The organism is Azospirillum sp. UENF 211521, assembly GCF_058780535.1.
The window spans coordinates 337,806-350,486 of sequence record NZ_JBSNCF010000005.1 but is presented as its reverse complement, the minus strand read 5'-3'; the positions used below and the strand labels follow the sequence as shown (position 1 = coordinate 350,486).

Genomic DNA, 12,681 nt, shown 5'->3' with positions numbered 1-12,681 from the left:
AGTTGATGGGGTGAGGATCAGGCGGTGATTGCACCGCGGCTGTAGCGCGCGGACCGGGGCCAGCCATCAGGGCGAGGTAGAGAATCTGCGCACGATGATCGGCCAGCCGATGGCGAAGCGCGATTTTTTCCGCAAGGCCTCCGGTCGATGAGCATCGGCCGGAGGCGAGTTGATCGAGCCGGCGGACCGGATCAGGTTGGCGGCATGACACAAACCTGAACCAAGCTTATTCCAGCCGGCAAACTGTCCGCCAAACGGGGACCACTTCAGGTCAGATGTTCTGGCCGCCGGAAACCTCGATGCGCTGGGCGGTGACCCAGCGGTTGTCGGGACCGAGCAGGCTCGCCACCGCCGGGCCGATGTCGTCGGGCACCCCGACGCGGCCCAGCGCGGTCATCGTCGCGAAAGCCTCGTTGTAGGCCGGGGTGTCGCGCACCGCACCGCCGAGAAAGTCGGTCTCGATGGCTCCGGGCGCCACCGTGTTGGCGGTGATGCCGCGGGCGCCGAGTTCCTTGGCCAGATAGAGCGTCAGGATCTCGACGGCACCCTTGGCCGCCGAATAGGCCGAGAAGCCAGGATAGGACACCCGGGTCAGGCCGGAGGAGAAATTCACGATCCGGCCGCCATCGGCCAGCAGCGGCAGCAGGGCCTGGGTCAGGAAGAAGACGCCCTTCACATGGACGCTGAAGAGCATGTCGAACTGCGCCTCGCTGGTCTCGGCGAAGGCGGCCATCTCGCCATGGCCAGCGTTGTTGACCAGATGGTCGAAGCGGTCGCGGCCCCAGCCTTCCAGTGTGGAACGGACGCGCCCGGTGAAGTCGGGGAAGCCGGAGGTGTCGGCGGTGTCAAGCTGCAACGCCGCCGCCCGCCGCCCAAGGCCCCGGATTTCCGCCAAAACGGCCTCGGCCTCGGCGGCCTTGCTGCGGTAGGTGAGGATCACATCGCCGCCGTGCCGGGCGATGCTGAGGGCGGTGTTGCGGCCGAGGCCGCGGCTGCCGCCGGTCACGATCGAGATGGTGGACATTGCATGTCTCCCGTTGCTGAATGTGTGTGAGTGCGTGGGGGCAGCGCCGCTGCTGAACCGTCTCCGCCGCGGTGCAGACGGATCAGCGCCCAGCCGCAGGCGCTCTCGAGGAAGAAGGCCGCTGCGACGCCGAGCAGGGCCACCGCGCTGTTGAACAGCGCCTTTCCGCTAAGCGGCAGCCGGACCCGGCGGCGACCGCATCACGGAAGCCGCGCCATTGGGCGATCGCCAGATTGCAGCGGGCAATGGTTCCGTTTGCAGGGCGGCGCAGGCGTTGGTCAGGAGCGCCGGGCCGGCAACGATTGCGTGTCTGTACCCCGTTGATACCCGGCCGCTTGCCCGCTGGGAACGACTTCGTTTATGTATTGTCCATACCTTTCAGGCATGGCCCTGGCGGGATGACACCGGGAGGCGTCGCACAGGATGGAACTCCGTCACCTCCGCTACTTCGTCGCCGTGGCCGAGGAGGGGAGCCTCACGGTCGCCGCCGAACGGCGTCTGCACACGGCGCAACCGTCGCTGAGCCGCCAGCTGCGCGACCTGGAGCAGGAGGTCGGTGCCCAGCTTCTGGTGCGAAGCTCCCGAGGCGTCGAGCTGACGCCGGCCGGGCGTGTCTTCCTGGATCATGCACGGCTGACCTTGCGGGCGGCGGCCGACGCGGTCGCCGCGGCGCGGCGGGTCGTCCGGCCGCCCAAGCCCAGCTTCGCGGTGGGTTTCCTGACCGGCCAGGAAGTCGAATGGCTGTCGCACGTCACCAACGTGCTTCGCGGTCAGCTGAAGGACATCGACTTCCGGGTCTCCAGCGACTTCTCGCCCGACATCGGCGAGGCCATCCAGCGGGGCGAGATCGATCTCGGCTTCTGCCGGCTCGAACCGCAGCCGGACGTCTCCTACAAGGTCATCGGGCATGAGCCGATCCTGGTCATCCTGCCGCGGAACCATCCCCTGGCCGTCTGCTCCGCCATCGACGTGCGCAACATCGATCCGGACTCCTTCATCGGATACACCGACACACCACATGTGCTGCGCGGCATCGTGGACCGCTATCTGCGGGAGCGTGGCGTGATCGTGTCGCCGGTCCACACGCTGGACGGCATCGCCACCGGGATCTCGCTGGTGGCGTCCACCGGTGGGATCACGCTGCTGCCGGCCTATGTGGACCCCTTGCTGCCGCGTTCGCTGGTCAGCCGGCCGCTCACCGGCAACGCGCCTGTGATCGAGATCGCCGCCGGCTATCGAGCGGACAATCCCTCGCCCATCCTGCAGGCCTTCCTGAAGAACATCGACCAGATCATCGCGTCGAGAGCAAAACTTGCCGAACGCTTAGCCCACGAAACGTTTCAGGCGTGAGCGTGACCATGCGGGCGGCTGGCATGAGGTTAAGCAGCTGAGTTTGTGTATGATCCTGGCGCTGAAGCCGTCCCACGACGGATCGACGGTGTCCACGCCCGCCATGGTCCAAAATGCCGGAGTTTTGTCCGGCTTGTCACCGGTTGCCGGCAAGCCGGTTCACACCGCCTTCGATGGCGGCCACCTCACCGTAAGCGGTGTTCTGGCCCCACCTTCCGGCGGGATCAGGGCAGAGCGAATCTCCCGGATCGCATGATCGGGAGAACGGTTTGTGTCTACGCTCGACCTTACGCTTGACCAGGAGCCCGTGCGGGTGCGCCGGATGGAGTTGATCACGGGCGATGTGGGCCGCCGGACCTGGTCGCCGGAGGAGAAGGAACGGATTCTGGCCGAGGCGGCGGTGCCTGGGGCCGTGGTCTCCGAAGTGGCCCGGCGTCACGGATTGCGGCCCCAGCAGGTGTTCGGCTGGCGTCGGGAGGCGCGTGCCGCCAACCGCTTCCAGGAAGAGGGCTTGGTGTTCGCGCCGGTGGTGCTGGACACCACGCCGCCCCCGGCCGCGCCGAAGGGACTCCCGGCCATCGAGGTGCAGATCGGCGATGCGATGGTGCGCGTGCCGGCCGGCATGGACGGCGCCACCGTCAAGGCGGTGCTGCGCGCGGTGAGGGCGTCGCGGTGATCGGCATTGAGGGCGCGGTGCGGGTTCTTGTCGCCGCCAAGCCGGTCGATTTCCGCAAGGGTATGGATGGGTTGGCCGCCCTGGTGCAGCAGCAACTGGGGGCGGATCCCTTCAGCGGGGTCATCTACGTCTTCCGCTCCAAGCGAGCCGACCGGGTGAAACTCCTGCACTGGGACGGCACCGGCTTGGTTCTCATCGCGAAGAAATTGGAGGCCGGCCGGTTCCGCTGGCCGGCGATCCGCGACGGCGTGATCCGGCTGACCCCGGCTCAGCTCTCGGCGCTCGTCGAGGGTCTGGACTGGACCCGGGTGCGGGGCGTGCGGGTGCCTCGGCCGACGTCCGCCGGCTGAGCTGCGACACAGCGACTCGCTTGCCGCTTCGGAGGCGAGGACTGCGCAAGCCGCCGCTATACTGGTGGACGTGACGACCGCGCCTGAAACCCTTCCCAGCGATCCGGACGAACTGCGTGCCCTGCTGTTGGCCGAACGGCTCCGGCATGCCGCGGAGTTGACGGCGGCCCGCTCCTCGGCCGAGGAGGAGATCGCCCGGCTGCGCCAGATCATCCGGGAATTGCAGCGCCATCGCTTCGGCCGCCGGGCCGAACCGCTCGATCCGGATCAGCTCGCCTTGGCCTTGGAGGACCTGGAGCAGACGCTGGCTGCCAAGGAGGCCGAGCCCACCGGCTGTGCTGCAGCCAAGCCGGCCCCTTCGCCGCTACGGCGTCGGATGAACCGCGGCAACCTGCCGACCGATCTGCCGCGCGAAGAGATCCTCATCGATGTCGCCGACAAGACCTGCCCGTGTTGTGGCGGCACGCTGCATCCCATCGGCGAGGATGTCTCGCAGCGTCTGGATCTCATCCCAGCCCGCTTCCGGGTGCTGGTGACCCGCCGGCCGAAATACGCCTGCCGCCAGTGCGAGGAGGGCGTCGTGCAAGCCCCGGCGCCGGCGCGCATCGTGGACGCCGGCATCCCCACCGAGGCGCTGATCGCCCACGTGCTGGTGTCCAAATTTGCCGATCACCTGCCGCTCTACCGCCAGGCTCAGATCTACGCGCGCCAGGGTGTCGATCTCGACCGCTCCACCCTGGCCGACTGGGTTGGGCGGGCGGCGTGGTACCTGCGGCCCCTGCACGACCGGCTGCTGGCCAACCTGAAAGCCTCGGGCAAGCTGTTCGCTGACGAGACGACGGCGCCCGTGCTCGACCCCGGACGGGGCAGCACGAAGACCGGCCAGCTCTGGGCCTACGCGCGCGACGATCGCCCCTGGAACGGACCGGAGCCGCCGGCGGTGGCCTACGTCTATGCTCCCGATCGCAAGGCGGAACGCCCCGTGATGCATCTGCAGGGGTTCACCGGCGTGCTCCAGGTCGACGGCTATGCCGGCTATCGCAAGCTGGCCGAGGGCGGAGCCGTGCGCCTCGCGTTCTGCTGGGCGCACGTCCGCCGCGGCTTCTATGATCTCCAGACCGGCGCCTCGGCACCGATCGCCAGCGAAGCCTTGCGGCGCATCGCCCAGCTGTACGCGGTGGAGGCCGAGCTCCGCAGCCGTGACGCCGAGGCGCGCCGCCGAGAGCGCCAGGCCCGCTCGACGCCGCTGATTGCCGAACTGAAGACGTGGCTGGAAAAGCAGCTGGCGACGGTGTCGCGCAAATCGACGTTGGCCGAGGCGATCCGCTATGCGCTCAGCCGCTGGGAGGGGCTGACGCTGTTCCTCGACGACGGCCGGGTGGAGATCGACAGCAACAGCGTGGAGCGCAGCATCCGCCCGCTGGCTCTCACGCGCAAGAATGCTCTGTTCGCCGGCAGCGACGGCGGCGGCGAGCACTGGGCGACCATCGCGTCGCTGGGGGAAACCTGCAAGCTCAGCGGTGTCGATCCGCAGGCCTGGTTCGCCGATGTCCTGACCAAACTCGCCAGCGGCCAACCGATCACCAAGCTCGATGAGCTGCTGCCCTGGGTCTATGCCCGGCAGGCGGAACCCGCCGTGGCCTGAGAACACCGCTTACACCTCACCTGCGAGGCCAGCATCCTTCTGCTGCCGGAGATCGACCGGCGGCTCGGGATCTGCGGGCGGTTTGGCGGACAGCAACGAAGACAGACGCGCTCCCGAGCGCATCCAGCACGCACCGAGGGCACGATACAAAAGTGCGCAACGTGTCCGGGATGGGGGAACGCGGCATGAACGTGAACTCCGTCGCGCTCCAGCGCTCCTTTCTGCGCCTTTTCGCGACAGCATCAGGGTGTACGAAGCCACCCCGTTCCGCTTCAGCTTGAGTCAGCTTCTGCCCTGAAGCGGACGTCTGACGTTGGCCTACGGCGTGTCCGCCGTCCTTGCCAAACGCATCTTCACGGGCTGAAGGGGATGGCCGGCATCCGTGATCGGCAATTCGCTATCGACCAACTTGGCGGGTCTTCAACAGCAAGGCGAGACTGCTTGCCGCCAAAAGCACTGAACCGCCAAGAAGCGCGAGTCGCGGCCAAAGGCTTCCATGACCAACAAACACAGCAGCCACACCGATAAGCGCCAAAATGACACAAACTACAAAGAAAAACCAAATAAAATTTCTACGAGATCCATAAACAAAATCACGCCACAATTTTTGCCATAACTCAGAAAACGTCATTCTCTCATCTGAAATTTGATTATTTCTCACCGGAAAATACGAAATGGCATATGCCACCGCCATCATTACGGAAATTAGAAAAATCTTTATAAAAATTTGAGAGCTTGCTTTTAATATCAAAAACACCGCAGGAGAAATAATCACCAGCTCCCAGAACAATATTGACTTTATTTTTCTTTCTTCTTTCTCGCTTGACAGAATGCGCCCGCGCCCGAGTGCCCCAAACGGGTAATATATCCGATCCCCGGTGGCGCCGGTCTTGAAAACCATTTCAGTCTTATTGTCAAAGCAGCCCATTGAGATGCCCACCCCCACCGCATCAAGAACGTTTTATGGTAGAACAACTCCGAAAATTTAAGCATCAAAAAAGAACAAGCGATGCGAACATCAGCTTTGAAGATGTTCATTTCCGATATTAATACCGAATGGTTGAGCGATCTTAGAGCCAGGGCACGATCTCAAACAGCACCGCGATGCCCTCCCAAGTGCACCGTGACGCTTCGCGCCCACGATCACAGTGTGAGGCGAGGTCGGCATGAACTGACCGACATGCTGTCGGGATTCGCGCCTTTTCACGACACTCGCCCGCGGCCTCGTGCCGGCCGCGGCCGGTCAATTTGTCATCGGCCGACAGCAAGCCCAGCCGATGCAACGCGCCACATCTGCCCCGACCCGTCGCGCATCGACCGCCCGTGCATCGACCGCCCGGCCAGATGCGTCCGGGACTGGCTCCGGTCGTGGCTTATCCACACCCGCTCCATCGCCGGCGACAGCTTCAGCAGCGCCGACACACCGTTCGCATCAGAATCAGCATCGTGTCGTGCAGGACGAGGCGCACGAGGAAGCTCCAGTCAACGCCGCTTGACGCGCTCCTTATCATGTAACATCATATGATACATGATTCGTGATACTCGTTTATCCGGTGTTCTCCATGTGCTGCTGCACATGGCCGAGCACGAGGGGCCGGTCACGTCCGAGGTGTTGGCGCGGGCGATGCAAACCAACGCCGTTGTCATTCGCCGGACCATGGCAGGGCTGAAGAAGCGGGGCTATGTCCGATCCGAGAAGGGGCATGGCGGCGGCTGGAGTCTGGCGTGCGACCTGAACACCGTGACCCTGGGTGATGTCTACGAGGCACTGGGCCGCCCGCCATTGTTCGCGATCGGCAATCGGAGCGAGGCGCCACAGTGCCTGGTGGAGCAGGCGGTCAACGCTGCATTGGACCAAGCCTTCCACCAAGCGCAGGAGCTTCTCCTCGCCTCCTTCCAGGGTGTGACGCTGGCGGCACTCAGCGCCGACTTCCACCGGCGCCTTGAGCGTCATCCGTCCAAACAGACCGGAACCGACCATGCCTGACGACAGCGCGAATGGCGCGAACCACTTCCTGAAGTCCTTCTCCGATCCGGACGCGGTTGCCCGCTACCCCGAGGGGCCGAAGCGCTTCGTTCCCGGGTTGGACGGGCTGCACCGGATGACCGGCGTGCTCCTGGCGGAAAAAGCGCCGCGCGCTGCGCGTGTGCTTGTGCTGGGGGCCGGCGGCGGCCTCGAACTCAAGGCCCTGGCCGACGCTCATCCCCACTGGCGCTTCGTCGGCGTCGATCCGGCTGCGGAAATGCTGCGGCTTGCGGAGCGCACGCTCGGGCCGCACATGGGCAGGGTCGAGCTTGTCGAGGGCTATATCGACGACGCTCCCGAAGGGCCGTTCGATGCGGCGACCTGCCTGCTGACGCTGCACTTCCTGCCGGCGCCGGAACGCGAGAGGACGGTCCGCCAGATCCATCGGCGGCTCGTCCCTGGTGCGCCGTTCGTAGCCGCGCACGGCAGTTTCCCGCAACGGCCGGCCGAACGCGGACTCTGGCTGGATCGCTACGCCGCCTATGCCGTTGCTTCGGGAACTGATCCCGAACAGGCAAGCGCTGCTCGCACCGCCGTGGAGGCGAGTGTGCAGATGTTGAGCCCCGAGGAGGACGAAGCCGTTCTGCGAAAGGGTGGCTTCTCCGATGCCCAACTGTTTTACTCGGCGTTCACATGGCGCGGTTGGGTCGCTCACGCATAATGCGTGTGCCGTAGCGGGGCGCTGAACAATCTGCAAGGTCTTTGATGGGCCGACATCGGGCCGCGAACCGCTTCGACGAGCGGTGGCTGGAGTTGTGTCCGCATGACGGCCCATTTCCCATGATGACTATGTGGAGCAGGTTGGGAGCGCGCCTTTTCGCGACAGAAACAGGGCGGGCAAGCCCGCCCATTTCCGCTGCCGCTGAAGTCCCCATCCGACCGATATCGTTCAAAAGGTTGGATGCGGATCGAGTCCCGCCGTGCCTCGGTCGAATACCTTGGTTTACGCGTCAACCCACAAAAATCCCCATAAGCTGAAAATCCGGCGGATGGACCGGAAGGGGCTGAATGTCCCCTTTCCCATACCGATGGCGTTCCGGCAGCCGCCGATCGCCAACGCGATCAATGGCTTTGCCGTTACCTCTCGCGTAATCGCCGGAGGATCGCGGAACGACGATGCTGCTGTGGAGATCCGGTCGATCCGGACAACCCCACGAAGGAGTTCCGCCATGACGAACGCAGCCCATGTCGCCCAGCGCTACATCGCCGTCTGGAACGAGACCGACCCCGACCGCCGGCTGGCCCTGCTCGTCGAACATTGGAGCGATGATGCGCATTACCTTGACCCGATGGCTCAGGCGAACGGCCACGCCGGCGTCAACGCCCTGATCGGTGCCATGCAGCAGCGTTTCCCGAACTGTCGTTTCATCCTGCAGGGCACGCCCGACGGCCACAACGGCCGCGTGCGCTTCTCCTGGTCCCTCGCTCCGGCGGGGGCAGCGCCCATTGCCGGCGGCACCGACTTCATCCGGTTGGCCGCCGATGGCCGCATCCGCTCGGTAAGCGGCTTTCTGGACCGGGTTCCGGAAGGTGCATAGCACACCGGCCATCCTGTCCCGCAACGTCCCGAACCCAGGAGCACCGGCCATGAGCATGGCTTCGACAATTCCCACCGCACCGGATCAGCCCGGCTTCATCCGCACCGAAGACGGAGTGGCCCTCTTCTACCGGGATTGGGGACTGGGGAAGCCGGTCGTCTTCCTGTCCAGCTGGTCGCTGACCTCCGATTCCTGGTCCTACCAGATGCTGGCGCTGGCCGAGCGCGGCTACCGCTGCATCGCTTACGATCGCCGCGGCCATGGCCGGTCGAGCGACCCGGGAACCGGCTTCGACTTCGACCGGCTGGCCGACGACCTCGCCACCCTGCTCGACACGCTCGACCTGCATGGCGTCACATTGGTCGGCCATTCCATGTCCTGCGGGGAAATCGTCCGCTATCTGAGCCGGCACGGCGACCGCCGCGTTTCCCGAACGGTTCTGGTTGGCACGGTGACCCCGGCGCTTTTCCGCACCGATGAGAACCCCGACGGACTCGATCCCGCCGTCTTCGAATCCTTCCGCTCGGATTGCCTGCTGCGGGACTTTCCGAAATGGCTGGAGGACAACATCCGCCCCTTTATGACGGCGGACAGTTCACCCGGCATGATGGCCTGGGTGAAATCGATGGCCTTGCAAGCTTCGTTGAAGGCGCTTCTGGACTGCCATCGCGCGACGACGTCCACAGATTTCCGGCGGGAACTTCAGGACATCACCGTACCGACCTTGCTGATCCACGGCGATTTGGATGTGTCCAGCCCGCTTGGCACCACCGGGATGACCACCGCCGAACTGATGTCGAACGCGACGCTGATCGTCTACGAGGGGGCGCCGCACGGTCTGTTCCTGACGCATATGGACCGCTTCAACCGCGACCTGCTGACCTTTCTGGATGGATGAGCGGCGGCGCTGGTATCATGGAACGCAGAACACCGAAAACGCCGGACGGGAGGCCGGAACGATGCCGCAAACAGCCGCCCGTCACCATCCGTCCCCCAGGACCGTGCCGCGCCAGCCGGTCGGGGAATTGCTGCGCATCTGGCGCAAGCGGCGCGGCTTCAGCCAACTGGACCTTGCCTGCGAGGCCGACGTTTCGACCCGGCATGTCAGCTTCCTGGAAACGGGACGCTCGCAGCCCAGCCGGACCATGCTGCTGCATTTGGCGGAACGGATGGACATTCCGCTGCGCGACCGCAACGCGCTGCTCGCCGCAGCGGGCTTCGCACCGGTCTTTTCCGAACACCGGTTGGACGATCCGGAGATGCAGGCCGCCCGTCAGGCCGTCGATCTCGTGCTGACCGGGCATGAGCCTCATCCGGCGCTGGCTGTGGACCGGCATTGGACGCTGGTCGCCGCCAACCGTGCGGTCGCACCGCTGCTCACCGGATCCGCGCCGGACCTTCTCCAGCCTCCGGTGAACGTGCTGCGCCTCAGCCTCCACCCCTCCGGGCTGGCGCCGCGGATCGAAAACCTTGCTCAGTGGCGGACGCACGTCCTGCACCGGCTGATGCGCCAGATTGACGTCAGCGCCGATCCTGTGCTGGCCGCGCTGTTCGGCGAGTTGAAGGGCTACCCGGTGCCCGACGGGCAGCCTTCGCAGAGCCGGAGCGAGCCGCTGTCGTCGCATGATGGCGTGGTGGTTCCTCTGCGGCTCAGGGCGGAAGGCGGGACGCTCAGCTTCTTCAGCACCACGACGGTGTTTGGAACGGCGGTGGACGTCACCTTGTCCGAACTGGCCATCGAGGCTTTCTTCCCGGCCGACCTCGCCACAGCGGAGATCATGCGGCAGGCCCTCGCCCGGTTGTGAGGAGCAGACCCGCCCGACGGAGGCACCGCCTTTGCGCCGGCATGGCGGACGGGACCCGTGCCCTATCATGGCGGACCATCCCATGGCGGGCGGAGTTGCGGCATGGCCCGGACCGACACGCAGACCGACATCGAGTTGCTTCGCGACCTGTATGACCGCTACGCCGTGGGCGATGCGGCGCCGCTGTTCGAGCATCTCGCGTCCGACGTCGAGTGGATATCCTGCGGCCGCTCCCCGGCCCTCGCGGCCTTCTCCGGCATCTTCCACGGCCCCGATGGTGTCCAGCGCTATTTCCAGGGGTTGGCCCAGGAATGGACGATCACCAAGCACGAGATGCAGGACATCGCAAGGAACGGGGACCAGGTCGTCACGCGCAACCTCGTCGAGGCCGTCAGCAAGGCCACCGGGAAACCGGTGGCGGTGACGACCGAACACCGCTGGCTGCTGCAGGACGGCCGAATCCGCCGCTTCGAGGAGCGTTGCGACGATGAAGCGGCCCTGGAGGCGGCTTGCCGCCCGTCCGAGCCCTAACGGCCCGGTTGCCCAACGGAGCGCGGTGATGGGACCGGCGCTCGCCGGATGGATTTTCATTCGCTATCCGAGCGACTTCTGGACCTTGGCTTGACCGCGAGAAGCGTCTGTGATCATGCCAACGACATCGTCCAGCTGCTCGCAAGGAACATTGATCCGGAGTTGCACGCCTTGGGGCGTGAAGCCGCTGGTCTCGGCAGAGGCTGCTGGGAAGGCGCCAAGCCCCGACCTGATCCTGGCCTCGTCGGCGAAGGCGCAGGTGACGGCCAAGGCTGCAAAGCGGATGATCGGCTGACGCTCAGCGGCATGGAGACACGCCGCTGCGGTGCCGCCGTAGGCACGCACCAGCCCGCCCGCACCGAGAAGAACGCCGCCGAACCAGCGGCTGACCACCAGCGCCACCCGATCCAGCTTCTGGCCGTCTATGGCCTGAAGAATCGGGCGTCCCGCCGTTCCCCCCGGTTCGCCGTCATCGCTGGACCGGTAGAGGTCGCCGATCCGGAAGGCCCAGCAGTTGTGGCCCGCATCCCGTTGGCTGCACGCGGCGATAAATCCACGTGCCTCCTCTTCGGTCGTGACCGGCCCCGCCGAGGCCAGAAAGCGGCTCTTCTTGATCTCCTGCTCGAAATGCTCTTTCCGTTTCAGTGTGAACATTACCTTTTGCCACTGTCATTCCTGCATGGGCCAGAGGCCGCCCTGGCCAAGGACTGATGGAATTTATTCATTCCATGAGGGGATTGCGACGTCGGCGCAACGAAACCGGCAATGACGGAGCTGTGCCACTCCATCCATGACAGCCATCAGCAAGTCTGCCGATGAGCGTGGGCTCAGCCGTAGCACCGCTCCAGCCAATCGACCGCAAATGCGGTGGCGGCGACCGCCTCGACCATCATGCTCGGCGCCTCTCCCATGGTGCCCTTTCATACTGTCGAGCGTAAATTCTGTCACATCAGGATTTATGCTCGCCCTCAAACGGCAGGCGCAGCCGGCCGATGCACGGCTTCCGGCACCCCAACAGCGCCCGCCGCTTCCGCCGGGCCCATGACGAGGTTGCGCAACTTTCTACGGCCGACGTGCTGGCGGGAGACCTGACGGAACCGTCAGGAGGACGGGTCGGCCCGTTTCATCGCCTTGCGGCAATGAACCAGCGCGTCGCGGATCATGACATTGACCAGCGTCGGCGACACGCCGAGGGTCTCCGCGATGTCCTTCTGGCTGTGGCCGTGGATCCGATGCATTTCGAAGGCGTAGCGGGTGCGCTCCGGCAGGTCGGCCAGCGCCGATTCGAGCGTGTGCAGGAGCTGGCGGTTCACGTTCACGCTTTCCGGCGAGGCCGCGTCCGGCGTGCTCACCGCCTGCCCTTCCTCCTCCGCCGCCATCAGACGCGATTCCAGGCCTTTCCGGCGGTAGTGATCGATCGCCAGATTGCGCACGACCATCATCAGGTAGCCCGCCTTGGCCCGGATGGAACTGGTCGACTCCGTCCCCAGCAGCTTCAGGAAGGCGTCCTGGACCACGTCCTCGGCGTGGTGCCGGCACCCGGTGATCCGCTCGGCCACCCCGATCAGCGACCGCCGATGCGTCGTGAAGACGTCGGTCAGGGTCTGATTCTCGGCGGTTCCTACCGGTCGCATGGGACGATCCTTGTGCAAAGCGACGCCGCGGCGGGGCGGCAAACCCCAAGGCTTGACAAGCCGTCGCAAGCTAATGCAACTGACAGTCATTTGCAAATGAGG

The 12,681-nt window shown here is 65.3% G+C and carries 14 protein-coding genes; 10 read left to right on the top strand and 4 right to left on the bottom strand.

What is annotated here, in order from left to right; genetic code table 11:
* Window positions 1–271: 271 nt before the first annotated feature.
* Window positions 272–1,024 carry an SDR family oxidoreductase gene (locus ACWPN5_RS30780; RefSeq protein WP_145683885.1) on the bottom strand — a complete coding sequence of 251 codons (753 nt, stop codon included), beginning with the start codon at window positions 1,022–1,024 and terminating at the stop codon, window positions 272–274.
* 423 nt (window positions 1,025–1,447) lie between these two features.
* Here ACWPN5_RS30780 and ACWPN5_RS30775 point away from each other — a divergent pair, with 423 nt between their 5' ends.
* The 4 genes from ACWPN5_RS30775 to tnpC all read left to right on the top strand — a co-directional run bounded on the left by ACWPN5_RS30775 (window position 1,448) and on the right by tnpC (window position 5,045).
* Window positions 1,448–2,374, top strand: a complete 927-nt coding sequence (locus ACWPN5_RS30775; RefSeq protein ID WP_492299352.1) for a LysR substrate-binding domain-containing protein — start codon at window positions 1,448–1,450, stop codon at window positions 2,372–2,374.
* A 322-nt stretch (window positions 2,375–2,696) separates the two neighbouring features.
* Window positions 2,697–3,050: an IS66-like element accessory protein TnpA gene (gene tnpA / locus ACWPN5_RS30770; RefSeq protein ID WP_492296865.1), complete on the top strand. Its 354-nt coding sequence runs from the start codon at window positions 2,697–2,699 to the stop codon at window positions 3,048–3,050.
* On the top strand, window positions 3,047–3,400 hold the full coding sequence (gene tnpB, locus ACWPN5_RS30765) for an IS66 family insertion sequence element accessory protein TnpB (protein ID WP_492299350.1): 354 nt from the start codon (window positions 3,047–3,049) through the stop codon (window positions 3,398–3,400). The genes tnpA and tnpB overlap by 4 nt, the downstream gene beginning before the upstream one ends.
* 70 nt (window positions 3,401–3,470) lie before the next feature.
* The gene (gene tnpC, locus ACWPN5_RS30760) at window positions 3,471–5,045 is read left to right on the top strand and encodes an IS66 family transposase (protein WP_492298002.1); all 1,575 of its coding nucleotides are present in this window, start codon (window positions 3,471–3,473) and stop codon (window positions 5,043–5,045) included.
* 397 nt (window positions 5,046–5,442) lie between these two features.
* Here the strand turns inward: tnpC and ACWPN5_RS30755 are convergent, their stop codons facing one another.
* Window positions 5,443–5,946, bottom strand: coding sequence for a hypothetical protein (locus tag ACWPN5_RS30755; RefSeq protein ID WP_492299349.1), 504 nt, complete (start codon window positions 5,944–5,946; stop codon window positions 5,443–5,445).
* A 627-nt stretch (window positions 5,947–6,573) separates the two neighbouring features.
* On the opposite strand from ACWPN5_RS30755, the gene ACWPN5_RS30750 reads away from it, so the two are divergent.
* The 6 genes from ACWPN5_RS30750 (at window position 6,574) to ACWPN5_RS30725 (ending at window position 10,945) form a co-directional block, all read left to right on the top strand.
* A complete protein-coding gene (locus tag ACWPN5_RS30750; protein WP_145683892.1) occupies window positions 6,574–7,032 on the top strand; it encodes an Rrf2 family transcriptional regulator in 459 nt (152 codons plus the stop codon).
* Window positions 7,025–7,732 (top strand): class I SAM-dependent methyltransferase, encoded by a 708-nt coding sequence (locus tag ACWPN5_RS30745; RefSeq protein WP_145683894.1) that lies wholly within the window; start codon window positions 7,025–7,027, stop codon window positions 7,730–7,732. Before ACWPN5_RS30750 ends, ACWPN5_RS30745 begins: the two co-directional genes overlap by 8 nt.
* Window positions 7,733–8,240: 508 nt before the next feature.
* Window positions 8,241–8,609: a nuclear transport factor 2 family protein gene (locus ACWPN5_RS30740; RefSeq protein WP_200478277.1), complete on the top strand. Its 369-nt coding sequence runs from the start codon at window positions 8,241–8,243 to the stop codon at window positions 8,607–8,609.
* Window positions 8,610–8,658: 49 nt separating this feature from the next.
* Window positions 8,659–9,507: an alpha/beta fold hydrolase gene (locus ACWPN5_RS30735; protein WP_492299346.1), complete on the top strand. Its 849-nt coding sequence runs from the start codon at window positions 8,659–8,661 to the stop codon at window positions 9,505–9,507.
* Window positions 9,508–9,568: 61 nt separating this feature from the next.
* Window positions 9,569–10,414: a helix-turn-helix domain-containing protein gene (locus ACWPN5_RS30730; protein WP_492299344.1), complete on the top strand. Its 846-nt coding sequence runs from the start codon at window positions 9,569–9,571 to the stop codon at window positions 10,412–10,414.
* 102 nt (window positions 10,415–10,516) lie between these two features.
* Window positions 10,517–10,945 (top strand): nuclear transport factor 2 family protein, encoded by a 429-nt coding sequence (locus ACWPN5_RS30725; RefSeq protein WP_492299342.1) that lies wholly within the window; start codon window positions 10,517–10,519, stop codon window positions 10,943–10,945.
* 63 nt (window positions 10,946–11,008) lie between these two features.
* Here ACWPN5_RS30725 and ACWPN5_RS30720 read toward each other — a convergent pair whose 3' ends face one another.
* Together ACWPN5_RS30720 and ACWPN5_RS30715 are read right to left on the bottom strand one after the other, a co-directional pair.
* Window positions 11,009–11,599: an IMPACT family protein gene (locus ACWPN5_RS30720; RefSeq protein WP_145683904.1), complete on the bottom strand. Its 591-nt coding sequence runs from the start codon at window positions 11,597–11,599 to the stop codon at window positions 11,009–11,011.
* Window positions 11,600–12,045: 446 nt separating this feature from the next.
* Window positions 12,046–12,579, bottom strand: a complete 534-nt coding sequence (locus ACWPN5_RS30715; protein WP_492299340.1) for an RNA polymerase factor sigma-70 — start codon at window positions 12,577–12,579, stop codon at window positions 12,046–12,048.
* Window positions 12,580–12,681 lie beyond the last annotated feature (102 nt).

Excerpts from the sequence above, each read along its gene's own strand:
- ACWPN5_RS30745 (WP_145683894.1), top strand. The coding sequence starts at position 7,025 with ATGCCTGACGACAGCGCGAATGGCGCGAACCACTTCCTGAAGTCCTTC.
- ACWPN5_RS30740 (WP_200478277.1), top strand. The coding sequence starts at position 8,241 with ATGACGAACGCAGCCCATGTCGCCCAGCGCTACATCGCCGTCTGGAAC.
- ACWPN5_RS30780 (WP_145683885.1), bottom strand. The coding sequence starts at position 1,024 with ATGTCCACCATCTCGATCGTGACCGGCGGCAGCCGCGGCCTCGGCCGC.
- ACWPN5_RS30715 (WP_492299340.1), bottom strand. The coding sequence starts at position 12,579 with ATGCGACCGGTAGGAACCGCCGAGAATCAGACCCTGACCGACGTCTTC.
- ACWPN5_RS30775 (WP_492299352.1), top strand. The coding sequence starts at position 1,448 with ATGGAACTCCGTCACCTCCGCTACTTCGTCGCCGTGGCCGAGGAGGGG.
- ACWPN5_RS30725 (WP_492299342.1), top strand. The coding sequence starts at position 10,517 with ATGGCCCGGACCGACACGCAGACCGACATCGAGTTGCTTCGCGACCTG.
- tnpA (WP_492296865.1), top strand. The coding sequence starts at position 2,697 with ATGGAGTTGATCACGGGCGATGTGGGCCGCCGGACCTGGTCGCCGGAG.
- ACWPN5_RS30735 (WP_492299346.1), top strand. The coding sequence starts at position 8,659 with ATGAGCATGGCTTCGACAATTCCCACCGCACCGGATCAGCCCGGCTTC.
- ACWPN5_RS30720 (WP_145683904.1), bottom strand. The coding sequence starts at position 11,599 with ATGTTCACACTGAAACGGAAAGAGCATTTCGAGCAGGAGATCAAGAAG.
- ACWPN5_RS30750 (WP_145683892.1), top strand. The coding sequence starts at position 6,574 with ATGATTCGTGATACTCGTTTATCCGGTGTTCTCCATGTGCTGCTGCAC.
- ACWPN5_RS30730 (WP_492299344.1), top strand. The coding sequence starts at position 9,569 with ATGCCGCAAACAGCCGCCCGTCACCATCCGTCCCCCAGGACCGTGCCG.
- ACWPN5_RS30755 (WP_492299349.1), bottom strand. The coding sequence starts at position 5,946 with ATGGTTTTCAAGACCGGCGCCACCGGGGATCGGATATATTACCCGTTT.